The organism is Labilibaculum sp. (genome assembly GCF_041595635.1).
GTDB lineage: Bacteria > Bacteroidota > Bacteroidia > Bacteroidales > Marinifilaceae > Labilibaculum.
Window position 1 is genome coordinate 1 of sequence record NZ_JBFHJW010000036.1, and the last position, 24,202, is coordinate 24,202.

21 protein-coding genes are annotated in these 24,202 nt (G+C 35.6%); 9 read left to right on the plus strand and 12 right to left on the minus strand.

Translation table 11 applies throughout. The features are described from left to right. The 4 genes from ABYT26_RS11150 to ABYT26_RS11165 form a co-directional block, all read left to right on the plus strand. The coding region (locus tag ABYT26_RS11150) for an alpha/beta hydrolase family protein (RefSeq protein ID WP_372753859.1) at positions 1-816 on the plus strand (816 nt) is incomplete at its 5' end. Between the two features lie 196 nt (positions 817-1,012). Continuing rightward, the gene (locus ABYT26_RS11155) at positions 1,013-2,404 is read left to right on the plus strand and encodes an aminopeptidase P family protein (protein ID WP_372753861.1); all 1,392 of its coding nucleotides are present in this window, start codon (positions 1,013-1,015) and stop codon (positions 2,402-2,404) included. Between the two features lie 20 nt (positions 2,405-2,424). Continuing rightward, positions 2,425-4,080: a M1 family metallopeptidase gene (locus ABYT26_RS11160; protein ID WP_372753863.1), complete on the plus strand. Its 1,656-nt coding sequence runs from the start codon at positions 2,425-2,427 to the stop codon at positions 4,078-4,080. A 484-nt stretch (positions 4,081-4,564) separates the two neighbouring features. After that, the gene (locus ABYT26_RS11165) at positions 4,565-7,915 is read left to right on the plus strand and encodes a two-component regulator propeller domain-containing protein (protein ID WP_372753865.1); all 3,351 of its coding nucleotides are present in this window, start codon (positions 4,565-4,567) and stop codon (positions 7,913-7,915) included. Between the two features lie 52 nt (positions 7,916-7,967). Here ABYT26_RS11165 and ABYT26_RS11170 read toward each other — a convergent pair whose 3' ends face one another. The 4 genes from ABYT26_RS11170 to rhaT all read right to left on the minus strand — a co-directional run bounded on the left by ABYT26_RS11170 (position 7,968) and on the right by rhaT (position 13,397). After that, entirely contained in the window at positions 7,968-9,266 is a 1,299-nt protein-coding gene (locus ABYT26_RS11170) for a class II aldolase/adducin family protein (protein ID WP_372753867.1), read from the minus strand. Positions 9,267-9,466: 200 nt separating this feature from the next. Then, positions 9,467-10,843 (minus strand): FGGY-family carbohydrate kinase, encoded by a 1,377-nt coding sequence (locus ABYT26_RS11175; protein WP_372753868.1) that lies wholly within the window; start codon positions 10,841-10,843, stop codon positions 9,467-9,469. A 74-nt stretch (positions 10,844-10,917) separates the two neighbouring features. Then, on the minus strand, positions 10,918-12,183 hold the full coding sequence (locus ABYT26_RS11180) for an L-rhamnose isomerase (RefSeq protein WP_372753870.1): 1,266 nt from the start codon (positions 12,181-12,183) through the stop codon (positions 10,918-10,920). A 143-nt stretch (positions 12,184-12,326) separates the two neighbouring features. Next, the gene (gene rhaT / locus ABYT26_RS11185; RefSeq protein ID WP_372753872.1) at positions 12,327-13,397 is read right to left on the minus strand and encodes an L-rhamnose/proton symporter RhaT; all 1,071 of its coding nucleotides are present in this window, start codon (positions 13,395-13,397) and stop codon (positions 12,327-12,329) included. 136 nt (positions 13,398-13,533) lie between these two features. On the opposite strand from rhaT, the gene ABYT26_RS11190 reads away from it, so the two are divergent. After that, on the plus strand, positions 13,534-14,415 hold the full coding sequence (locus ABYT26_RS11190; RefSeq protein ID WP_372753874.1) for an AraC family transcriptional regulator: 882 nt from the start codon (positions 13,534-13,536) through the stop codon (positions 14,413-14,415). Positions 14,416-14,466: 51 nt separating this feature from the next. On the opposite strand, the gene ABYT26_RS11195 is transcribed toward ABYT26_RS11190, so the two are convergent. Next, positions 14,467-14,760 (minus strand): chaperone modulator CbpM, encoded by a 294-nt coding sequence (locus tag ABYT26_RS11195; protein WP_372753876.1) that lies wholly within the window; start codon positions 14,758-14,760, stop codon positions 14,467-14,469. 1 nt (position 14,761) lies between these two features. Beyond that, positions 14,762-15,649: a DnaJ C-terminal domain-containing protein gene (locus ABYT26_RS11200; protein WP_372753878.1), complete on the minus strand. Its 888-nt coding sequence runs from the start codon at positions 15,647-15,649 to the stop codon at positions 14,762-14,764. Between the two features lie 165 nt (positions 15,650-15,814). Here ABYT26_RS11200 and ABYT26_RS11205 point away from each other — a divergent pair, with 165 nt between their 5' ends. Next, complete coding sequence (locus ABYT26_RS11205; RefSeq protein WP_372753880.1) at positions 15,815-16,378, plus strand: DUF2179 domain-containing protein; 564 nt, start codon at positions 15,815-15,817, stop codon at positions 16,376-16,378. Positions 16,379-16,446: 68 nt separating this feature from the next. Here the strand turns inward: ABYT26_RS11205 and ABYT26_RS11210 are convergent, their stop codons facing one another. Beyond that, positions 16,447-16,863: a hypothetical protein gene (locus ABYT26_RS11210; RefSeq protein WP_372753882.1), complete on the minus strand. Its 417-nt coding sequence runs from the start codon at positions 16,861-16,863 to the stop codon at positions 16,447-16,449. A gap of 13 nt (positions 16,864-16,876) precedes the next feature. Beyond that, positions 16,877-17,137, minus strand: a complete 261-nt coding sequence (locus ABYT26_RS11215; protein WP_372753884.1) for a metallophosphoesterase — start codon at positions 17,135-17,137, stop codon at positions 16,877-16,879. A gap of 475 nt (positions 17,138-17,612) precedes the next feature. Between ABYT26_RS11215 and ABYT26_RS11220 the strand changes: the two genes are divergently transcribed. Further along, positions 17,613-18,317, plus strand: a complete 705-nt coding sequence (locus ABYT26_RS11220) for a queuosine precursor transporter (RefSeq protein WP_372753886.1) — start codon at positions 17,613-17,615, stop codon at positions 18,315-18,317. Between the two features lie 183 nt (positions 18,318-18,500). Here ABYT26_RS11220 and ABYT26_RS11225 read toward each other — a convergent pair whose 3' ends face one another. Then, the gene (locus ABYT26_RS11225; protein WP_372753888.1) at positions 18,501-18,881 is read right to left on the minus strand and encodes a winged helix-turn-helix transcriptional regulator; all 381 of its coding nucleotides are present in this window, start codon (positions 18,879-18,881) and stop codon (positions 18,501-18,503) included. 282 nt (positions 18,882-19,163) lie between these two features. On the opposite strand from ABYT26_RS11225, the gene ABYT26_RS11230 reads away from it, so the two are divergent. Next, on the plus strand, positions 19,164-19,829 hold the full coding sequence (locus tag ABYT26_RS11230; protein WP_372753890.1) for a 4Fe-4S binding protein: 666 nt from the start codon (positions 19,164-19,166) through the stop codon (positions 19,827-19,829). Between the two features lie 18 nt (positions 19,830-19,847). Next, entirely contained in the window at positions 19,848-20,516 is a 669-nt protein-coding gene (locus tag ABYT26_RS11235) for an NAD(P)H-dependent oxidoreductase (protein ID WP_372753892.1), read from the plus strand. Between the two features lie 481 nt (positions 20,517-20,997). On the opposite strand, the gene ABYT26_RS11240 is transcribed toward ABYT26_RS11235, so the two are convergent. The 3 genes from ABYT26_RS11240 to ABYT26_RS11250 form a co-directional block, all read right to left on the minus strand. Beyond that, complete coding sequence (locus ABYT26_RS11240) at positions 20,998-21,744, minus strand: lysostaphin resistance A-like protein (RefSeq protein WP_372753894.1); 747 nt, start codon at positions 21,742-21,744, stop codon at positions 20,998-21,000. Between the two features lie 370 nt (positions 21,745-22,114). Then, positions 22,115-22,624, minus strand: a complete 510-nt coding sequence (locus tag ABYT26_RS11245) for a hypothetical protein (protein ID WP_372753896.1) — start codon at positions 22,622-22,624, stop codon at positions 22,115-22,117. 882 nt (positions 22,625-23,506) lie between these two features. After that, positions 23,507-24,175: a LemA family protein gene (locus tag ABYT26_RS11250; RefSeq protein ID WP_372753898.1), complete on the minus strand. Its 669-nt coding sequence runs from the start codon at positions 24,173-24,175 to the stop codon at positions 23,507-23,509. Positions 24,176-24,202: the final 27 nt, after the last annotated feature.

The window sequence follows — 24,202 nt, forward strand, 5'->3', positions numbered from 1 at the left end:
GGTGAACTAAAAAATACGATAGCAAAATACAATATCCCTAAAAAAGAATTCTTAAAAATAAAAACCGATGAGGGGATGGAATTTGATGCCTGGATGATTAAACCAACTAACTTTAATCCTGAGAAAAAATATCCTGTGATTTTTTACGTCTATGGCGAACCTGCCTCGGCAACAGTTCAGGATAAATGGACTGAAAATTTATGGGATCAGTTATTGGCTCAGGAAGGCTATATTGTTATGAGCGTTGACAACAGAGGAACAGATACACCACGAGGTCGAGAATTTCGAAAAAGCGTGTACAAAAAAATTGGAATTCTGGCCCCCATCGATCAAGCAGCATGTGCTCGAAAAGTGATGGAATGGGATTTTGTTGACCCTGATCGCATTGGCATCTGGGGATGGAGTGGCGGAGGTTCCAACACCTTAAACTGCATCTTCCGCTATCCCGAAATCTACAAAACCGGTATTGCCATTGCCTTTATCAGCAATCAACTATTGTACGATAACATTTATCAGGAACGCTATATGAATCTACCCAAAAACAACGAAAAAGGTTACCGCGACGGAAGTCCGATTACACATGCTAAAAACCTAGAAGGAAACTTATTACTGATTCATGGTTCGGGTGATGACAACTGCCACTACCAAAGTTGTGAAATGTTGGCCAATGAACTAATTAAGCAGAACAAATATTTTACAATGATAGATTACCCAATGCGCTCGCATAGCATTAACGAAAGAGAAAATACAACAATGCACCTGCGAATGAGCATGCTCAACTATTGGAAAAAGAATTTAGCTGCAGGTGGTAAATAAATCACAATAACATTTTTAGTATTGACAATCAATTTGCTCTCAATAGAAGTAAATTGATTGTCTTTTTCAACCTATAACAATTCATTCAGAACAAATTCAATAGTGATTTTCTACCCCCAGATCAACTATTATAAAAACATCACATCAAAATAAAACTCTCCTATCTTTAAACAAGAACTATAAAATATCATAACATATGTTTCAAAAAACAACCTACCTGGAAAGAAGAAAAAAACTAAAACAAAAAGTTGGAAATGGATTGATTTTGTTTTTCGGTAACGATGAATCACCAATGAATTACGCCGATAATACCTTTCATTTTAGGCAGAACAGTACTTTTCTGTACTATTTTGGACTAAACCGCCCAGAGTTAGCAGCAGTTATTGATATCGACAATGATGCTGAAATTATATTTGGTGACGAATATACCGTTGAAGATTTTGTTTGGCGAGGAACTCAACCTACAATTGCATCGAAAGCAGAACAATGTGGTGTAAGTAAAGTTCAACCTGCTAAAAATTTATCAACGATATTATCCAATGCAAAAAACGCAAAGCAAACCATCCACTTTTTGCCATTGTACCGACCCGAAAACAAACAAAAGCTGCAAAATTTAATTGGCATTACTCCCGATGAAATTGCTATAAAATTTTCTGTTGATTTGGTGAAAGCTGTAGTGAGTCAACGTGAAATTAAATCATCGGAAGAAATTCTTAATATAGAACAAGCTGTTAATGTTTCTGTTGATATGCATGTTGCAGCTATGAAATATGCAAAACCAGGAATGACCGAAGCACAAGTTACCGCCGAAATACATAAAGTTGCTTTAGCCGCCGGAGGGAACCTTTCCTTCCCGATCATTGCGACTAAAAATGGTCAAAATTTACACAATCACTTTCACGGAAATATCATTAACGAAGGTGATTTATTCCTGATTGATGCCGGTTACGAAAACGAAATGTGTTATGCGGGTGACTTATCGAGCACCATTCCAGTGAGTAAAACCTTCACTACACTTCAAAAAGAAATTTATCAGCTTACCCTCGATGCTCACCAAGCGGCCATTGATGCACTGGGTTTAGGCACTCCGTTTTTTAACGCACACAAAGCGGCCTGTACAACTATCTTCGATGGTTTAAAGGCAATGGGATTTACAAAAGGCGATTCCAACGATGCTTTTGAAGCTGGCGCACACGCACTATTTTTCCCTTGCGGAACAGGACACATGATGGGGCTGGATGTGCACGATATGGAAGACCTTGGCGAAGTTTGGGTGGGATACGATGGAAAACCTAAAAGTACTCAGTTTGGTCTGAAATCCTTGCGCTTTGCCAAGCCATTGCAAGCCGGACATGTATTTACCATTGAACCGGGCATTTATTTCATTCCAGAATTAATAGACCTGTGGAGAAGTCAAAACAAGTTCAACGACTTTATTAATTGGGAAAAAGTAGATTCATACCGCAACTTTGGAGGGATAAGAAACGAAGAGGATTTTGTTATGACTCCAAATGGCGCCAAATTATTGGGAAAAGCAAAACCAAAATCAATTGAAGAGGTAGAAGCCATTCGAACAAAAGCATACTAAAAACCCTAAATTATTTATTCATGTTTAAGAAATTTTCAACTTTTATCATAAGCATACTATTGCTGTCAACAGCAGCATATGCACAGGATAAAATTTTCACACGACAAGATACTTTAAGGGGAAGCATCACCCCGGAGCGTGCCTGGTGGGATTTGACTTACTACCACTTAAGTGTAAAGGTAAATCCTGCCGACAGCAGTTTTTTTGGAAGCAATAAAATTGAATATCGCGTACTCAAACCCAACAACGTAATGCAAATTGATCTTCAGCCACCTATGCAAATTACAAGTATTTCGCAGGATGGAAAGGATCTTACTTTCAGAAAAGATGGAAATGCATGGTTTGTAAACTTAAAAAACAAACAAAAAGTTGATGAACAAAAAAGTTTACTAGTAGAGTTTGGCGGAAAACCACACGTAAGCATCCGACCACCATGGGAAGGTGGAGTTAGCTGGGGCAAAGATAATAATGGAAACCCATGGATTGTAACAGCTAACCAAGGAATTGGTGCGAGTTTGTGGTGGCCTTGCAAGGATCATCCTTACGATGAGCCCGACAGCATGTTGATGAGTATTACAGTCCCCGAACCCTTAATGAATGTCTCAAATGGAAGACTTCGTAAACTAGAGCACAATAACAATGGAACCAATACTTCGCATTGGTTTGTATCTAATCCCATAAACAATTACGGGGTGAATATCAACGTAGGCGACTATGTTAATTTTAGCAATGTATATAAAGGTGAAAGAGGTAATTTAGATTGCAATTACTGGGTTCTCCCCTATAATTTGGAAAAAGCAAAAGAGCAATTTAAACAGGCACATTTAATGCTGGAGGCTTTCGAACATTGGTTTGGCCCTTACCCATTTTATGAAGATAGTTACAAGCTGGTAGAAGTTCCTTATCCAGGCATGGAGCATCAGAGTTCGGTAACCTATGGAAACGGATTTAAAAATGGCTACCAAGGTCGGGATGAAAGTAAAACCGGATGGGGAGATAAATTTGATTTTATTCTGGTACATGAATCGGGACATGAATGGTTTGCCAACAACATTACCAATTGGGATATGGCCGACATGTGGATACACGAAAGTTTTATAGCTTATTCTGAAAGTTTATTTGTAGACTACTATTGGGGAAAAGAAGCTGGCGCTGCCTATTGCCGAGGTACACGTTTAAATATTTTAAACGACAGACCAATTCTAGGCAATTACGATGTAAACAGTGCCGGATCGGGCGACATGTATTCAAAAGGGGCTAACATGCTGCACACAATTCGCCAGATTATTAACGATGATGAAAAATGGAATCAGATTCTTCGTGGTTTAAACCAGGAATTTTATCACCAAACCGTAAAATCAGAACAAATTGAGAATTACATCTGCCAAGAAAGCGAACTAGATTTGATCCCTGTATTTAATCAATATTTAAAAGACACCCGAATTCCTACTCTTGAATATGCCTTAGTAGATGGAAAAATGCGCTACCGCTGGGGAAACTGCATAAACGCTTTTAATATGAAAGTTAAAGTTTACTTAAATGAAGAATTGTACTGGTTAAAACCAAGTACAGATTGGCAAAACCTGGACTATGAAAAGCTCATAAAGAAAATGGAAATCGATAAAGATTTTTACGTTTCTGCTTTCAATATTATAACTGTTGATACAGAAAAGTAAATGATATTTTGAGAAATCACCCAATGGATTACACTTGCAAGAATTCTGCAAATTGAATTCACAAAGAGTTATAATCATATAATCAAGCACTAAAGTTGAAAAACTTGGTGCTTTTTTTATGGAATACAAAGTGCCCAAAATAGCACTACGATTAATTAGAAAAAGACAATCTGAATCCTTCTCTGTCCATACTTAACCAATGAATCTACAAAACCATGTAACGCAACACTTCTTTTCGCGTAAGGATATTTCAAAGCAACACAAAAAGGAAAGAAGTGTAATTTAATCAATAAAGTCTGCCATTCCATCAGTAAATTACTGAGTATCTTATTTTTAGTGCAAGCAAAGTAAGATAGCATGATTAATTAGATAAAGTATTGGCTGTATGTTTATTAAACTTTAGTCGTTTCATACAAATACTAAACTCGATCGATTGCATAAAAATACATACCTTTGGCGGCCAATTAAACTGTTTTCTCTGAGTATGAAGGTAAAATTAACACAGATTTCATTTAGAACACTATCCTCAATTTTCATATTTTTTATAGGTTCCATTGGGGGTTTATTTGCCCAAAATAATGATATTCGATTTAATCATTATACCGTTGAAGATGGACTCTCTCAAAACTCTGTATTTGCAATTCTTCAGGATCATCACGGATTTATGTGGTTTGGGACACGAACAGGTGGACTAAATCGATTTAATGGCTATTCTTTTACAAACTACAAAAAACACACGAACGATTCTCTTAGTATTGGCAGTAATGAAATATTGGCTTTACACGAAGATCAATATGGAATGATTTGGATTGGCACCCGAAACGGTAGCTTAAGCAGATACGACGAAAACTCCAATCATTTTTTTAATTATCATGAAAACAGCAATGATCACAACTCAATTTCGAGTAAAACAGTAAACTGTATCCTTGAAGATGCAAAAGGAACCTTATGGTTTGGGACAAACTATGGCTTGTGCGAATATAATCGAGAAAAAGATAATTTTATTCGACACACAAGTCAAGAAAACTTTAAGGATATAAATATAAGAGCAATTGTTCAAGCTGGAGAAAATTCACTTTGGATTGGAGCTAAAAATGGAATCTATCTATACAATACGCAAAGCAAAGAAATACGTAAACATTACTCTCATGAAAAAGAAAATCCAACAAGCCTAATTGAATCGCGTGTTATGGCCTTAGCTATGGATGCGCAAGAAAAATTATGGGTCGGCACATACAAAAGCGGGCTTGACCGTTTGGACGATGCAGAAAAGGGAATTTTTACGCATTTTGTAAATGATCCTGAAAACAAGAATAGTCTTAGTAATGATATAATTAGAACACTGCATTTCGATAGAAATAATGCATTGTGGATTGGAACAAGAACAGCTCTTGATAAATTATCACCAAATCAGCAAATTTCAGAGAAACCTGACTTTATTCATTACCAAAAAGAAGAGAACAATCCCTATAGTATCAACCAGAACTCCATATTCTCATTCTATGAAGCCAAGGATGGAAATATATGGTTTGGTAGTTATTTAGGAGGTGTAAATCAGTGCTATAATGGTCAAAAGAAATTCCATGAAGTCACTCCTTATACAATGGGTTCAAACAGAATAGGGAACGATGCAATTAGCTCATTTGCAGAAAGCAAAGAAGGAACATGGATTGGAACCGAAGGAGGAGGATTACACCTTTTTAATTCAAAAACAGGAGATCATAAGGTGTTTTCCATGTATACCAACGAATCTTATGTTTTTGGAAGCAATCATATTAAAGCCCTATTTGTTGATCATTCTGGTGATTTGTGGGTAGGTACGGGTAAAGGTTTATATCTCTACGATAGAAAACAAGGCAAATTTAAAGTTTACTCAAAAGAAACTTATGTTTTCTCTATTACTGAAGGTTTACCAGGTGAAATGTGGATCGGAACAGTTATGGGATTGTTCACAATTAACAAATCAGACTTTAAGCTGACTGATTGTAGGCTTAGTGAGAAAAATAAAAAAGGCATTAAAGCTGAAAACATTCAAAAAGTTTATAAAGATAGTAAAGGACGTATTTGGATTGCATCAAGATTTGGGCTTTACAAATACAACAGAGAAGACGACACTTATGACAGTTGGTCACACGACGATATGGATAAGCACAGCTTAAGTAATTCGTATTGTACAAGTATTAATGAAGATACTGAAGGAAATATTTGGATTGGAACGTTTGATGGACTCAACCGCCTCAATGAAAAAACGATGCAATTCGAGCATTTTGGCGAAGATGAAGGATTACCCGATAATGTGATTGTCAACATTTTGTTTGATGATACTGAAAATTTGTGGATTAGCACCAATAAAGGCCTTTCTAAAATTGAAAAAAATGTTTTTTTTAATAAAGAATTTAAGAAGCTAGGCAATTCTAAAAAAATACGGAATTATGACATTGAAGATGGATTAGTAAATACGGAATTTAGACAAAATTCATCTTTTAAAAATGAGAAAGGAGTATTGTTCTTTGGTGGCACAGGTGGATATAATTTTTTTCATCCCGATAGTGTAAAATATAATCCTCATTTACCCAAAGTAGCACTTACAGGCTTTAAGTTATTTAACAAAGAAATTTTACCAGATTCAGAAGATGCACTCCTATCAAAACCAATTTGGTTAACCAAAAGCATAACACTAAACTACAAACAATCGGTTATTAGCTTTGAGTTTGCAGCCTTCAACTATACTTCTCCATCAAAAAATCAGTATGCATATATTTTGGAAGGTTACGATAAGAAATGGAACGAAATTGGCAACAAACACGAAGCAACCTATACAAGTTTGCCTGCTGGCAATTATGTTTTTAGAGTAAAAGCATCGAATAACGATGGCTTATGGAACACCGTAGGAACCTCTTTAAAAATTAAAATTACTCCCCCATTCTGGGAACGATGGTGGTTTAGAATTATGTTTCTAGGAATAGTTTTTGCCTTCATAGCCTTCTACTTTTCCAAACGAATAAAAAATGAAAAAAAATTGAATCACTTGCTAGAAGCAAAAGTTTCAGAAAGAACTTCTGAGTTAAGAGAAAATAATAAATTGCTTTCGCAGCAATCAGAAGAAATTAAAGTACAACATGATAAGCTCGTGGAAGCAAATCTCGTAAAAGATAAATTATTTTCTGTGATTGCTCACGATCTTAGAAATCCTTTTAATTCAATTATGGGATTTTCAGATCTGCTTGCCAATGAATTTCACGATATTGAGGACGACGATAAAATCTTATTTGCTAAAAGTATCCATTCTTCATCTACAATTTTATTCGACCTTTTAGATAGTTTACTACTTTGGTCGAGATCTCAGAGGGGAACTATTAAGCCTCACTATAAATCACAGAATATTATTAAACTACTCAAAAATAACATTAAAATAGCTGAATTTCAGGCCAAAAATAAAAACATCCAAATTAAAAAGAGCTTTGAATCTGAGGAATTCCTAGTGACCTTAGATACCGATTTAATAAATACGCTTATTCGCAATCTACTTTCTAATGCCATAAAATTCACGCACAAGAATGGAGAGATTGCTCTATTTTGCCATAAAAAGGAAAATATGATTATTGTTCGCGTTAAAGATAATGGCGTAGGAATAAGCAGTGAAGCGCAAGCAAACATATTTCACGACAATACCGAATACATTAGTCAAGGAACCAATAAAGAAAAAGGAACTGGGCTTGGCTTACTTATTTGTCAGGATTTCATCCATTTACATAAAGGCAAAATTTGGGTAAAAAGTGAAGTTGGCATAGGCTCCGAGTTTTGTTTCTCTCTTCCTCTTGAATCAACAAAATAAAGAAAGGTGAACCTTACAGCTCACCTTTTTTCTCTTAGTATTTTAGGACTGTTTAGCCTAAAAATTTCTTTCTCAAATCTTCTACCTGCGCATCGTTAATGGGAACCATTTTACCTAGTGGTGCACCAATCACTAGAGATTTGGCACTAAACTCAGCTACTTCCAACCGGTCAAAAGCCTGCATCATAGAACCACCAGTTACCAAAAAGGAATTGTTAGCAACCAAAACAGCCGGAACTGTATCGCTAATCATATCAGGAATTGTTGTATTCCCTTGAAATTGTGTTTCAATTGGCAAACAAGGAACATCTTGCAAAAAGATCCAGCTTTCAGGAATTGTTCTCACATCAAACTTCACTCCTGTAGTTCCGTAGGCCATCAAATATGGTGATTGTGTAATAATTATGGTATTCACATTCGGATTTTGCTCATAAATCATCTGATGCAATTTTGTGGAACGGCTAGGTGTTTTGCCTTCCTCGGGTTTGCCATTTTTAATCTGAACAATATCTTCTGTTTTCATATCCCAACGAGCAATGCCTGTTGGCGTAATTAAAAAGTCGTTTCCTTCGGTTCGCATCGAAATGGTTCCAAAAGAACTAATCATTAACTTCTGACGACAAGCACGATGAACAAACTCAACAATTTCCAATCGCAAACTTTTTTCAATACAAGTATTTGGCACCTTGCTATTACTCTTTTGCACTTCTGGCATTTGAGCTTCATAGGCATCAATTTGCTCGTCAGTTAAGTAGCTTGGCTGGCCAATCCCTTTTGCATTAATAATGGTTTGACAACAAAATTCTAAGGTTTCAAAACGAGTATATGCATCTAACATATCGGTTCCACCCAAAACAGTTCCATGGTTTTCCATGATAACCGCCATATAATCGGTGCCAATAAATTGTTTTGCAATTACTGCTCCCAAAGCCTCACTACCTGGCAATTCATATTCGGCATAACCAATTTTTCCACATACCTTTTTGGCCTGAGGAATAATGTTGGTATTAGGTATTTCGCGAACAATACTAAAAGAAACCAAGGCTGGTGGATGCGCATGAATTACGGCTTTAATTTCAGGACGAGCATCGTAAATCGCCTTGTGAAACGGATATTCCGACGAAGGCTTGTGCTTCCCGATGATGGTTCCATCTTTTTTCACACAAATAATGTCGTCTTCAGTCAATTTTCCTTTATCAATAGCCGATGGAGTTACCCACATATCGCCATTTTCATCCATAATAGAAATATTTCCTCCCGATGTGGTGGTCATTCCATCTCTGTATATTTTCCCTATCACTTTTGTTAACTGAGTTTTGGGATGTAATAAATTTGGATTAAAATTTTTCATTTTTCTTTATAGTTAGTATCCCGACACAAATATCGAGACACATGATTTAAATATTTTTTATTCGTTTGTTTTACTGATTTTCAAGAACATTTAAAGTCAACAAATATAACTACTGTAAAGCCTAATACTACAAACTACTCTTTCTCTTCCTATCAACTTGCAGCCTACATTTGCATGCAAATATTCTTTTTTGTTTGCCTCTAACTTAGCGTCTTTTTATTCGATTCCAATTTAATTTTATCTCTCGTGAAATCTTCTAAATTCTTAGCTACAACCATGGCTGCACCTAAAGCACTCGCATTATCAATTTCCGAAGTACACACTTTTTTATCGTTAAAATACTTGCTAAGCAATCTAACAAAAATAACATTGCGTGAAAAGCCGCCCGACACATATATTGTTTTTGTTGTATCCTTTTTAGGAATCACCAAGTTGATTGAGCGAATGCACAATTCTGTCAATTCCATAACCAAGCAAGTATAGGCCTCCTCAAAATCTGCGAAGACAGATAAGTCTATTTTCTTTAATCCTTCCCCGAACTTTTCAATTCCCAATGGAAAAAATCGTAAAACTTTTCCATATTTCTGATTTACGGACTTCTCCAACTCTTCAGAATAATTAATTGATCGGAATTTATTTTTATCTGCCGCGAAATAATCATTTAACTTGACCACACATTCCTCATGAAAATGTCCCATGAATAGTCGTGATGATTTCACTTGTTGCATTTCAGGAGTGAGAAAACACAAGCAATCGTTTTTTAACTGATTTGTTGTTAAAGCTTCCTTATTAAACGGATTCATGCTAATACACCAAGTACCGGTAGAAAGAAGAATAAATTCGTCTTTCGATTTTTGAAGATAAGGAACCAAAGAAGCCGAACTATCGTGAATTCCAACACCTGTTTTAATTTCTTTTCCCTGAATGATAGCCGAATAAAGCTCATCGTTACGAACTGGCTCAGGCAATTTCACATCTTCCTTTTTTAGGTAAGCATGATATTGCATCTGATCGAAATTCCACATAAAAGTATGACAACCAATAGAAGTAGGTTCTGAAATAAAGCGATGAGTGAAAATAGAGGAAAGGTACTGCGGAAAATGAAGCGTATGAGCTACTTTCTCCCATATTTCCTTCTTTTCTTGCTTTAGCCAAAGCGCCTGAATTCCCGAATTTAAAAGCATACCCAAAGCAGGACTAGCCGTTTGTCGACAAAACTCATCAACACCACCATATTCCTGAAACAAAGCTTCCTGAATTTCAGGTTTTACCTCTTTTAAATAGTTATAAATCGGAGTCAACAACTTACCTTCCTTATCTAAAAAAGCAAGAGAAGCACCATAGGTTGAGAAATTAATTGCCTGAATATCGAACTTTCCTTCCTTTACAAGAGCACTTAAAGTATTCACCATCCAATTCTCAATCAACTGGATATCGTCACACTCAAACCCATCCTCATCACGAGTTGTAGAAAATTTCTCTTCGTATTGATAAACCAAATTGAATTCCTGATCGAATAGAAGAATCTTTTTATTGGTCTTCCCGATATCAAAAACTGCAATTACTTTCGTTTCCATCTATGGTAATTTTCATTCTTTAAAAAACAAGTTAAGTGATGAAAGCATTGCCACTCATCACTTAACTTCTTCTCCTATCGTTTCGACAGAACTTCTTTTTCATAAGCCTGTATATTCGCTATATAATCTTCGCCAACTGGCACATTATTTTGCAAGCAGTAATAATCCCAAACAGCACCAAAAGGTTTTGTTTTTAACTCCTCAAGAAGTGCCAAACGTTCGAAATTCTGTCCGTTTTCCTCATATTTCACTAAGGTAGAAGTTGGCTCCAACATCGCAATCATAAATGCTTTTTGTGCAGCACGTGTACCTACTACATAAGCACCAATCCGGTTGATAGAAGCATCAAAAAAGTCAAGACCAACATTTACACGACCTATAAAATCGTTGCGCACAATTTCCGAAGCAATCAGCTGTACTTCTTCGTTAAGAGTTACAACATGATCGGAATCCCAACGAACAGGGCGCGTTACGTGAAGCAGCACTTCATCAACAAACTGTAGACAGGAGGAAATTTTATCACCCACCACTTCGGTTGGATGAAAGTGACCATTATCCAAACAAATCATTTTGTTATTCTTAATGGCATAACCCAGGTAATAATCGTGAGAACCTACCGTCATCGACTCAGCGCCGATACCGAATACCTTGCTCTCCACAGCGTCCTTCATGTGTTCTTTTGGAAAATCTGCTGCGAAACCTTCATCCAATGATTTGGTCAACTGAGAACGCATTCCGTTACGATCGATGGGCGCATCTTTAGAACCATCAGGAATCCAGGTATTCAAAACGCAAGGACTTCCCAATTGCTTCCCAATTTCGGCAGCAATTTCACGTGTTCGCTTAAGATGTTCTACCCAAAACTTACGTATTTTTTCATCTTTCGATGATAAGGTAAATCCACTATCAGCTTTAGCATGAGAAAAGAATGAACCGTTAAAATCCATACCAATACCTTGCTTTTTACACCAATCTATCCATCCCTGAAAATGCTTTACTTCAATCGCATCACGATCAATCGCTCCCTCAGAGAAATCGCCATATAAAGCATGAACATTTACGCGTTGCTCCCCTGGTAATAATGACATAACCTTTTCCAGATCAGCCATAATTTCAGCTATATTACGTGCTTTTCCAGGATAATTACCCGTAGCCTGAATGCCTCCAGAAAGTTGACCGTCGGGATTCTCAGTTCCCGACACATCATCAGTTTGCCAACAGTGAAGACTGATTTTAATTTCATTGATTTTATTCAATACCGCCTCTGTATCAACACCTAAAGCTGCGTATTGTTCTTTTGCCAATTCGTAGGCTTTCTTTATCATTTCTTCACTTGCCATAACAAATAAATTATCTATTTTAAATATAAATATTCTCTAGCTTACTCTTTAAAACCAACTACTCCTCCTCATTCCTTTTCCTAATAATATCGGACAAAGCGTATCAACTCTATTTTCAGGAAAAAAATTTCAAAAAGTGTTGCTTACATTGCATTTCCAAGTCCAACAATCACCACCGAAGCAAGAATAACGGCTATTCCAATGCTAATCATCCATTTGGTTTTAGTCGCTACGCCTTTCCATTCGTTTCGGTAGATTCCCCACAAATTTGCAGTAAGTATGATCGTTGACATGTGTAGGATCCAAGAACTAGCACCATTTCCAAGTTTGCTCTCACCCATTCCGTAAAAGAAGAACTGTAGAAACCACATGGTTCCTGCCAATGCTGAAAACAAAATATTATTTCGGATCGGTGTCGATTTATTACTAAAATCTTTATAGGACTTATTTTTTAAGCTTAAAATAGTAGTCCAAATAAAATTCGTTGTTAAGCCACCCCAAAGAATGACTACAAAACTTACATTGTTTTGGAACAGGTGACTAGAACCTTCGAACAGAAAATCGGGCAATACTGCTGCAGCTTCTGCCATACTTTTACCTGCCTCAATTCCAAAATTGAAGAATGAACTTAGAATTCCTGAAAGGATGGCGATGGTTAAACCTTTTACCAAATTAAATTCTGAAACACTTTTCTTCTGTTCCTCTTCACTTAATTCTCCTTCTTTCAACATGCCAGCATAACCACATAAGGCAATTCCAATCAAACAAACCAACACGCCAATTAGCACCATTTGGCCCCCCGAAGAAGCCATCATATCAGTAAAGGAAATTTTTCCCGATACAGGATGAATACTGTAGTAAATAGAAGGTACAATAGCACCAAAAGCAGAACAAAAACCTAAAACCACCGAATTCCCCAAGGACATGCCCAAATAACGAACACCCAAACCATAGGTTAAGCCGCCAATTCCCCAGCAAAGCCCCAAAGTAAATGTAAGAACAAAAATATCGGAAGAACTCGCTAAGATAATATCAAAAAAGCCTGGAATGGTTAAATATGCAGCTATAGGTGGTACAATCAACCATGAAAACAAACCACCAACAATCCAAAAACTTTCCCATGCCCAACCTTTTACCTTATTAAAAGGCATGTAAAAACTACCCGATGCAACTCCACCTAATGAATGATAAATAATTCCTAATAACGTTTGCATATTTCCCTATTTAGTATGATTTAATTGGTATTTTTGTTTCTGCTATTGTAGTTCTTATGAAAGCTCAAATATAGCGTCACAACACTATGATGTCAATACACAAATTGGCGTTTCGTTTGCACTTTATGGACCATTCATGAAAGATTTTTTTAAATACATTTCGGCAAGTGATGAAGATAAGGATTGGGGACTCTACTTAAATGTAGCCGGAAAATCGAAAGTTCCTGTCGGAATCACTTATCCCTCGGCAGAACATCCTAGTGGATACTACTTTTCGTGGGATAAGGGACGCAAGCTAAACGAATATCAGATTAACTACATTACAAAGGGAACAGGAGTACTTGAAAACGAACGTGGAAAATTTACCGTTAAACCTGGTTCGTTACTCATTATCCGAAAAAATGAATGGCATCGTTATCGTCCGACAAAAAGCCAGGGATGGGTCGAACATTACATTGGTTTTAATGGGAAATTCGCCGAACATTTTTTACGAGAAAATCAAATTCTGGAAGGACAGTCGGTTATTCATTGCGGCGTGAGGGAAGATTTTATAGATACTTACTATAAAATATTTGAGCTAGTAATTAACGAAGATCCCGGAAATCAACACATTGCAGCTGGATTGATAATTAAATTATTTGGCTATATTGTTGCCTGGCAAAAACAGCGCAATTTTTCAGGAAAGCCAATTGAAAAGCTCATTCAAAAGGCACGATTTTTTATGAAGGAAAATGTTGATCAAGAAGTAGATCTCCAAAAACTAGCTGAAGATAATTGCATTGCCTACTCCTATTTTCGTAAGATGTTTAAGAAATACACGGGAATCTCTCCTCATCAGTATCATTTAGATTTAAAAATTATGAGATCGAAGGAGCTGATTCTCACAACAAATAAATCGATGAAAGAAATTAGTTTCGAACTCGGCTTCCAGTCTATCCATTATTTTAGCCGCCTATTCAAGAAAAAGGTTGGGCAAAATCCTTCTGAAATCAGAGAAACGGTTAGAATCAAAAGCTAGATTACTACTGCATACTTATACAATACAGGAGGAACTTTAAAAAAATCAGATTTAGTCATTTTCATAAAGCCTTAATCTGTTTTTTAGGGCATTTAATTCATTTCTCAAGGCTCTTTCTTTCTCTAGAAGATTAAAAACCACATCAATACCTTCCAAGTTAACATTCAACTCGTTATGAAGTCTAATCATTTTTTCAAGATCACCTATTTGATCTTGGTAAATGAATTGATCGTGTTCAATAATTACAATTTGAATAAGACCTGTTTTGTTCAAAGCATCGATAAAAGAAAATTCAATTTCATACTGAGAACAAAGGGTTGTTATTGCTATTAAATTCTTTTCCATGCTATCTCATTTTTTGTAATTCTTTGAATAATTCCTTTTCTCGTTTACTAAGCTTTGAAGGAATCTTAATGCGGTAGGTAATTATCAAATCGCCAAATTCTCCTTCCTTTTTATAAACAGGAAAGCCCTTCCCTTTCAATTTTACTTTCGTTTCGTTTTGTGTTTCGGGGGCTATTTTCAGTTTCACATTGCCATTAAAGGTCTCTACCATAATTTCGCCACCTAAAAGTGAAGTGTAAAGATCTAAATCAACGTTTTTATACAAATTATTGCCAGCTCTTTTGAACTGTGTTCTATTATTGATAATGAACTTAATGTAAAGGTCTCCATTGGGACCTCCATTCAATCCTTCTCCCCCTTTTCCCCTAATTTTAATCACCTGTTCATTCTCTACTCCTGCAGGTATGGTGAGTCGTATGTTGTTATTATTCACAGTCAACACGCGTTTGTGTTTTGTGTAAACATCTTTTAAATCCAAGTGTAACTCGGCATGAAAATCCTGACCTTTAAATATTGTAGAATGAGCTTGCCTGGAAGATGTTCTTCTTCCTCCAAACATAGATTCGAAGAAATCGGAATACTCCTGCTCCGAAAACCCATGTTGACTCGACTGATGCTGAGTATATTCTTGTCTTTGTCTTTGGGCTTTTTCATACTCTTCTCCGTGCTTCCAATCCTTACCATACTTATCGTATTTCTTACGATTTTCGGGGTTGCTAAGCACTTCGTTTGCTTCGTTTATTTCTTTGAATTTCATCTCTGCTTCCTTATTATCAAGGTTTAAATCAGGATGATACTTCCTAGCAAGTTTTCGATAAGCTGCCTTAATTTCCTTTTCGCTTGCAGATTTCGAAACATTCAAAACTTTATAATAATCGATAAATGCCATTTTTTTATATTTTTTAGTTGGCTATTGAGTAAAGTTAGTACTTTTAGCTCTTACTTGATTGCTAAAACAACTTGATTAAGATGACAAATTTTCTAAATCAATTACATTTCAAATCTATCTTAGTCAATCAGGTAATAATCTTTCCATTAAATATTATCTGAAAGTATGGACTCTATTTTTTTCGATTATATACTACTGCCAGTACTTATATTTATGGCGCGTATCTGTGATGTTTCACTTGACACGATACGTGTAATTATGGTTTCCCGAGGATATCGCAAATATGCTCCATTGATTGGTTTTTTTCAGATCCTGATCTGGATTATCACCATTACCCGAATCATGGAAAACCTTGATAACTGGCTGACTTACATTGCTTATGCAGCTGGATTTGCTATGGGTACCTATATTGGTATGCTTATCGAAGAAAAAATAGCAATAGGATATGAATTGTTGAGGATCATTACTCGTTCTGAAGTGGATGACTTGGTGAATGAATTGCGCCAAAAGGGATATGGAGTTACCTGTGTAGCCGGAGAAGGAAAAGATGGCGCAGTAGGTATTGTTTTCCTGATTGTAAAAAGGAAGGTTATGAAAGAGGTAATTGCAATTGTGAAGCAGTACAATCCCAAAGCATTCTATACCATAGAAGACATTCGATTTGTTGGCGATCCTTCCTATTTACCAAGTCCCAAAAAAAATCTGTGGTCGAAAACCCAGTATAAATAAGAAGCTAGACTCGTAAAATCTATTATCCTGAAACTAATACCTATTTAGGTTTCAAGTAAAAATGGCATTTAATGAGTTTCATCTCTTTTTATAAAGGTATGTGTGATACGTTCTCTTACGGGCACTTTTCTGATTTCAAATTCTTCCATAAGGCCATCATCATAGGGAATTGACCGTTTTTCTAATTCAAATTTACCCTCTGATAGTTCCAAAATTCCTATTCTTACTTCTGGTTTATAGTAGCATCCAACTGAACCCAAATTAACATACCTGCACCTTCCCTTTCTATCATCTTCATCATGTTTATGTCCATAGAATATGATTTCAGAATCAATACCACCAAATAAAATATCCAATTCTTCAACACTTGGATTCTTTATTCCAGGTGCAAACCAATTTTGATCTCTATTTAAACCATAATGCTGAAACGTTATTTTTCTACCGTCTCCAATTGGGTAGTCTAGAGAAAACCTCCATTTCTTCACTCTATCTCTATAGTCATTGCCTATTTGATGGGTTTATCCAGGTCCAATGTCTTACTTCTTCCTCACTCATCCATTCTGGTGTCGGATTTGGTAATCCGTAGGCATACCAATAGTCGTGATTTCCCATGACAAAATCCATCGATTCTTTTGAATATGGACTAATTCCAATCAAATCACCAACATAAAATATCTTCTCACATCCATTTTCTCTAAATATTTCGACTCCCTTTTTTAAGGCAGGTAAATTTCCATGAATATCTTGAAATATGCCCAATTTAATTCGAGTAATTTTTGAGGTAATTATTTTTTCTGCCTAGGAACAGACCTGCTAAAATGATTTAAACTCTTTTGTCGGATCTAAACAAATATAGAAGTTTTAAGAATGCTATAGATTTGAAAAAAGATTTAAAATTTAATGAAGCTTCTTACTTAAATTTCTTTCAACTCAATCATCTCTATTCTTTCGATGAAACTAGAATAAAATATTGCCTGTTTAGGATGATCTAATCTCTAAATGGCATTTGCAATTTCAAAAAATAGCTACTAAACAATTTTCACTTAACAAGTGAAAAAATTTACCGTTTCATTGCGTAAATCAACAAGACTAAACAAAGAATTTTCCTTACATTTGCATCCCGAATTGAGTAGAAACAAAGCAGGTGGCATCACCCTGCAGTGAAGTTCAAAAAAGAATACTAGTAATTGACTGTGAATATCCTTTTTCGGCTTCAGCTAAAAAAATTAAAAAAATGCAAAATGAAATTTTATGGCTAGTCATGTTGCTAGCAAACTTCCTGTTCATTATTTTGGCCTACCGCCTTTTTGGTAAATGGGGGCTGATTATGTGGATTCCAATTTCTGTTATTGTTGCCAACATTCAAGTAATTCAGACGGTTGAGCTTTTCGGACTTGTTGCCACCTTAGGGAACATTGTTTATGCCTCCTCGTTTTTAGTAACCGATATTTTGTCGGAAAACTATGGCAAAGAAGAAGCAAAAAAGGCCGTTTGGATTGGATTTTTCAGCCTCATCTCTATGACTGTTCTGATGAACTTGGCCTTATTTTTTATTCCGCTCGAAGGAGATGAGTTTGCTAGCACAGCCCACAAAGCAAGCAGTACCATATTCAGTTTAATGCCCCGAATTGCTGTTGCCAGCCTTGCAGCCTACCTACTTTCTCAGCGTCACGACGTGTGGGCCTACCATTTTTGGCGCAAACATTTTCCAAAAGACGAGCAGATATGGATTCGCAACAACCTAAGTACCTTTGTTTCTCAGTTTATAGACAGTACTGTTTTTGTACTGATTGCTTTCTGGGGCATATTTGAATCGGCTATGATGTGGGAAATATTCATTACCACCTACTTTTTAAAATTCATTGTGGCTGCCGCCGATACACCATTCATCTATTGGAGCAAACGAATCTTTAAAAAAGGAAAGTTCTATTTAGAGTAAAACCTTTTATCGATTGAATCTTAAGAATGCTGAGTGCAGGAATTCCTTTTCTTTATAATTTGAAAAAATTAGTTTCAATCTTTATTCCTTTAGAATTATGATGCATTTTCACGAAGCTTTTCGATCCTATTTCATCCTCACACATCAGAAATACGTGTACTTTTTATCACGACAAATGTTCATTTATTCAACAATAAATTCACCTTTTTCTTCCGCGGCATAAATTCCCCATTCCGAAATTGCCTGCAGAACAGGAATTACAGTATGTCCAAAATCGGTAAGCGAATATTCCACTTTTAAAGGGGGTGTTTTCGTGTACACTTTTCTTGCTATTAAATCGTCTTTCTCCAATTGTTTCAGCTGTAAACTCAGCGTGCGTTCGGTAATCGTTGGCATTTCTTTGCGCAATTCATTGTAACGCTTTTTGGCCTCAACTAAATGCATTAAAATTACGCTTTTCCATTTTCCGCCAATTAATTCCATGGCAGCACTAGTCGGACAAGGAAATAATTTTTCGTGAATCCTAATCATTGGTCTTTTCTCTGATAGCTCTTTTCTGTCCATTGCAATTGTTATTTAGTCCGATTGTATCTATCAAAGGTAAACAACTATACTTAGTTTCACAACTATACATTTTATAGCTTATTTTTACCGATATAGTAACCAGATGTACAGAATCTTACAAAATTCAACGCCTACTATCCTTTTCGACCGTTATTGTGAGAAATCAAAACTATACATACTTTTGCGACTATACAAATGATAGTATTATTCATGCAAATAATGATGACAACATAAAAAAATGTTTTCTAAAAGAAGCACAGTCTACACAAGATCCTGGAAAATATGGAAACAGAAACTTATCTGAAAATTTTAAGGGAAGAAATTCATTCGGTTGTTATGGCAACAACTGATGAGAAAGGCTTGCCTGTAACCAGAGTAATTGATATCATGTTGCAGGATGATAAAGGCATCTATTTTCTGACTGCAAAAGGAAAAGCTTTTTACAGGCAACTTATGAATAAAAGCTATGTTTCATTAAGCGGAATGACTTCAGGAACTAATTCTATGTCGAAAAAAGCAATTTCGATTGCTGGATCGGTACGGAATATTGGATCGGATAAACGAGAAGAGATTTTTAAGAAAAATCCATACATGGCAACTATTTATACCTCCTTTGAAAGTCGCACTGCCCTAAATGTGTTCTGCTTGTATAAAGGACAAGGAGAGTTTTTTGATTTAAGTACCAAACCCATTACAAGAAAAAGTTTTGCTTGGGGAGGAAAAGAGATCCAAACTTATGGATATCGAATCAATGAAGATTGTAATGCTTGTGGTTTGTGTTTAGAGAAATGTCCTCAGAATTGCATTCGTACTGACGAACCTTACGAGATTATTCAGGAGAATTGTTTGCATTGCGGGAATTGCATGGAAATTTGTCCCCAGCAGGCTGTCCTAAATACAAAAGAAAATGAACAGATAGCCAGTACCAGAATTTACGTTAACAATTAAGAATAAAAAAGATAGAATATGAAAGCGAAAAAAGAAGAAATTTTAAAAGCACACGCCTACCGAAGAGCTATTAAAGAATTCGAACCAGAACAAAAAATTAACGAGGAAGATTTTGAGTTTATCCTGGAAGTGGGAAGACGCTCGCCAAGTTCGTTTGGCTGGGAACCCTGGAAATTTCTTGTGGTGCAGAATGTAGCATTGCGTGAGAAGTTAGCAGAACCAAGCTGGGGAGCACAAAAACAATTGGCTTCGGCAAGTCACTTTGTTATTCTTTTGGCTCGCAAAGGCGACGAAATGCGCGCTGGTTCGGACTACCTAAAATACAAATCGCAAAAAATTGACCAATTGCCTGCTGAGATTGAAGAAATGAAAATGGGCTTTTTTAAAGGATTCATGGAAAATGAATTTGACCTGACCGATGATCGTAAAATATTCGATTGGGCTTGTAAACAGGTTTACCTTCCCTTCGCAAACATGATGACCGCTGCGGCTCAAATCGGCATTGACTCTTGTCCTATTGAAGGTTTCGACAGAGCTAAGGTGGAAGAAATTTTAGAGCAGGAAGCTGTTGTCGACACAAAAAAATTAGGTGTAGCTGCCATGCTAGCCTTTGGTTTCCGTAAAGAAGATTCTCCATTCCCACAATCTCGTTTCCCTATGGAAGAAGTAGTGAGTTGGGTGAAATAATTCAAAACTGACCATACTCACAAACGATCAGGTTTTTGCTTTTTATTGAAAGTAAACCTCAAATAAAAAGGCTGTAGCTCCTGAGAGATACAGCCTTACTTTATGTTTTCGAATTTGAATTTATGCTTTTACCTCCTTAATTGAAAAGGATAGGTAAAGTAGATAGAACGCGCTGACAAGAATCACATAAAACAATTTTCTGCCGCAATACCATTTGATATCTAAACCAAAAGTGTCAACGAAATCCATTTTCTAAAATACTCACACAAAATCTTATTAAGCATCGTGATATGTTTTATAGTTTTTGTAAAATGTGGGTAATGCACCTCTACGGTGAGTATATGCAAAGTAAGCGATTGCGGGCTTCAAACCAATCAAACCGGTACGGTTTTGAAGCGGGTTACAACCTTTGAATTTACTAGTTCCACGCCTATTTTGTATATACATTGTTAGCGGCTTTTGTTATTTATTCCGTCCACTTTTAGAGCAAGTAAAATATACTGTAAATCATTCCCAAGTTAAATCCTGCGTGACAAAATATTGCTCCCAATAATGAACCTGTTAGTTTTTTTGTTCTGAAAAACAGAACACTCACAAGGAACATACTCGACACCCAAATTATTGTCGGAATAGGATAAAAATTCCAAACACCAATATTGAACAATAATCCGAAATGCGCGATATGGGTTGTGGCAAAAGCCAAACTGTCAACAACTGAAGCTTTTTTATCTCCAATTGATTTTGCAAAACTGCCGTGGACTATTCCTCTAAAGAACAATTCTTCTCCGATAGGACTAAAAATCATTCCCGTTGACGCCATTATTGTGAACATTATAAATTTGTCATTCCCTGCTATGCCTTTTGGAATGTTGTAAGATTTGCCAATGTATTCATACCAATTATGATAAGACCCTCCATATAGTTCTTTTCCGATGATGAAAAGAAAAAGGCTAAATGCGATACCAAGGATTAATGATAAAATCAATCCCCCAATTTTTTTAGTCCCCTTAATTCCGATTTTCTTTCGTCCATATTTGTTCAGAAAGATGAATGGAATTAAAGCGGAAACGAGCATTATTGCACCTATAGGTCCATAATTCCCAGTTTGATTTGCTTGCAGAACCAAAATAAATCTTGGAATACATATCAATGCAATTAAAAAAAGTCCAAATTTCCAATTGAATTTGAATAGCTTTTTCCAAAAAGGTTTTAGTTCAGTTTCAGTCATTATTTCTTTTGGATATGTTTCACAATGTTCGTTAATACACATCATTTACAAGTTAAAGATTAGACTGTAGACTAATTTAGTTTCTACCCTTGTTGACGATTCTTTTGATCTTAATTTATATTCGTCAAAGTATCCTAAAAATACACTGTTAACATTCACTGTGTGAAGCGTAAATGATTTTGAAAAACCAAACTTCCAAAATTTAACTTTTACGAAGCTTTTGTTTTGGTTATAGATTTATTCTTTTCACTAGCCGAAGCAAAAGCTTCGGTGAACTTATTTAAAGTACTACACTTCCCAAACCATACTGTGAGCCCATGCCCTATATTTATTGTTGAACTTTCGTTCATTTTAATATTTATTCAAATACTTATAGTAATAATAATACAATTGCAACAACTAATCCCGTTACCGATAAGATAATTCCACGTTTAAAGCGTTTCGAATTTGGTTTAAACATCCATAACGATGAAATAGCCAAGAAAAATAGTAAAACTCCATAGATTGTTGTTGCCCAATAAATTTTACTTTTATTTGAAACCTTGTGTAATCCGATTAATTTTTCAAACAATATGGGTAGTGATTTCTTATTATAAACAGCTAATCCATTTTCCCTATTATAACTACCTGCTTCAAAAATATAATAGTTATCTGTCTTTTCTGAAATTTTAAAGTGTCTCATTTCTAATTTAGCACCAAGTTCTAATTCACTTAAATTCGGAGAAAGTTGGACTTCTATTTGTTTCTCAGATTTTAGAAAATCAGATTGCCTATAAATAAGAACTATACCACTTAAAGAGTATATTATTGTAAGTCCTAGCACAATGAACCCTATATCTCCATGCAATGAGCGCATGTAATAATTGATTGACTTTTTCATTTCCTTATTATTTTAATACTATTTGTACATACTTTACAATACCAACATAAAGTGCGATTTCACCAACCTAAGGCACACAACCTCAGGTGTATGCTTAGCGCGCCTATTTTGCGCCTACGGCAGGTATATTACACATTGGTAATGTGTTATTTACTTTTCTATTCGCTTCAATTTTATGATATTATCTCTTCTCTGTTTTATCCACAATTATACAACCTACTGATTATCATCTCTTTTAAATACAAAGTTACCAAACATAAACTTATCACTTCAGAAACGGTCTTGTTGGTTCTTAATAGGTCTAAGAAATATTTTCTCGATTGAGTTCCCTGCAAACAAAGAATCTTTCTCCTCGTAAATGTGGTAAGTAACTAAACAATTAATTATTTAGACAAACTCCATTAAAGTCAGTCAAGCTATGTGTATAATAGTTTGAATACAATATCTCAGACTGTTTTAAACTACACTCCAAATAAATTGCTAAAGTGTGTAATCTTTGGAATTTTCAAATGTAGCAAAAAAAGTCCCCTTCAGGGGATTTAGGAGTTATACACCCATACATAAGCAATTTTTCTACCACAGAGGTTCACAGAGATTTTTCAAACGTAAGATCACGCGACAGTTGAGCTTATTTTTATCACCCACTCCCTATTGGGTTTCTCCCCTGAAAGGAGAGATTGCCGTCATTAATGATATCTACAAAAATGAACGTATTACAAAAAATATCTTTCAAAAATAGAGCTAAAAAAATTCCCTTTTAGGGGAATGGCAGCACAGAATAAATTGTATGAGCAATGGCAGATGGAGTGGCATTTCCCCTGCCATTACTTTATACAAAATATTATATTTTTTTGAGCTTTAGGATCTTCTCTCTATCCTATTCTAAAAAAAAGTTGCTCTTGCTTGATCCTTAATTTCTTTACTTGCAGTAAATGGTATTCTGGTTGTAAAACCAGATCTAGCTGCTACTATATTTTTTGTAGGCCATCTAAATATATCAGCATTCCATTTAAGAACTGTATCATTATACAATTCTCTAGATGCGGTAATTTCCCTTTGTAAATAACTATTTTGTTGCATTGCATCAGCCAAAGAACGGTGAGACTTTAACTCTGGGTAGGCCTCAAAAGCCACATTAATTTTGCCCATTGCAGATTCAAGATTTGAAGCAACTTCATTACGATTTGCATCTGTGAGACTAGCACCACTCCTAACTGCTGCAACAGATTTCATAACATCTTTATCAAGTTCAACAGCCTTCTCAACAATGGCAACCGCATTTTTCAAAATCTGAACTCTTTGCTCTAAATAATTATCTATTTGAGAAGCATTATGTTGAATTTTTTGCTGTAAAGCATCAAAATAGTTCCTTGCACTAATCTTCATAAACAAAAAGATAAGACCAGGAATAATTCCTAATAACCACAAGCATAATTCAAAAATAAAGGAGCCTACACCTACTTCTGCAGCTAACTTTTTTTCAATAACATTAATATTTCTTCCCTCCTCATTAACTAATTCAGGACTCATTTCATCTAATTGATTTGCCATAATAAGATTTCATTATAATTTAAATTG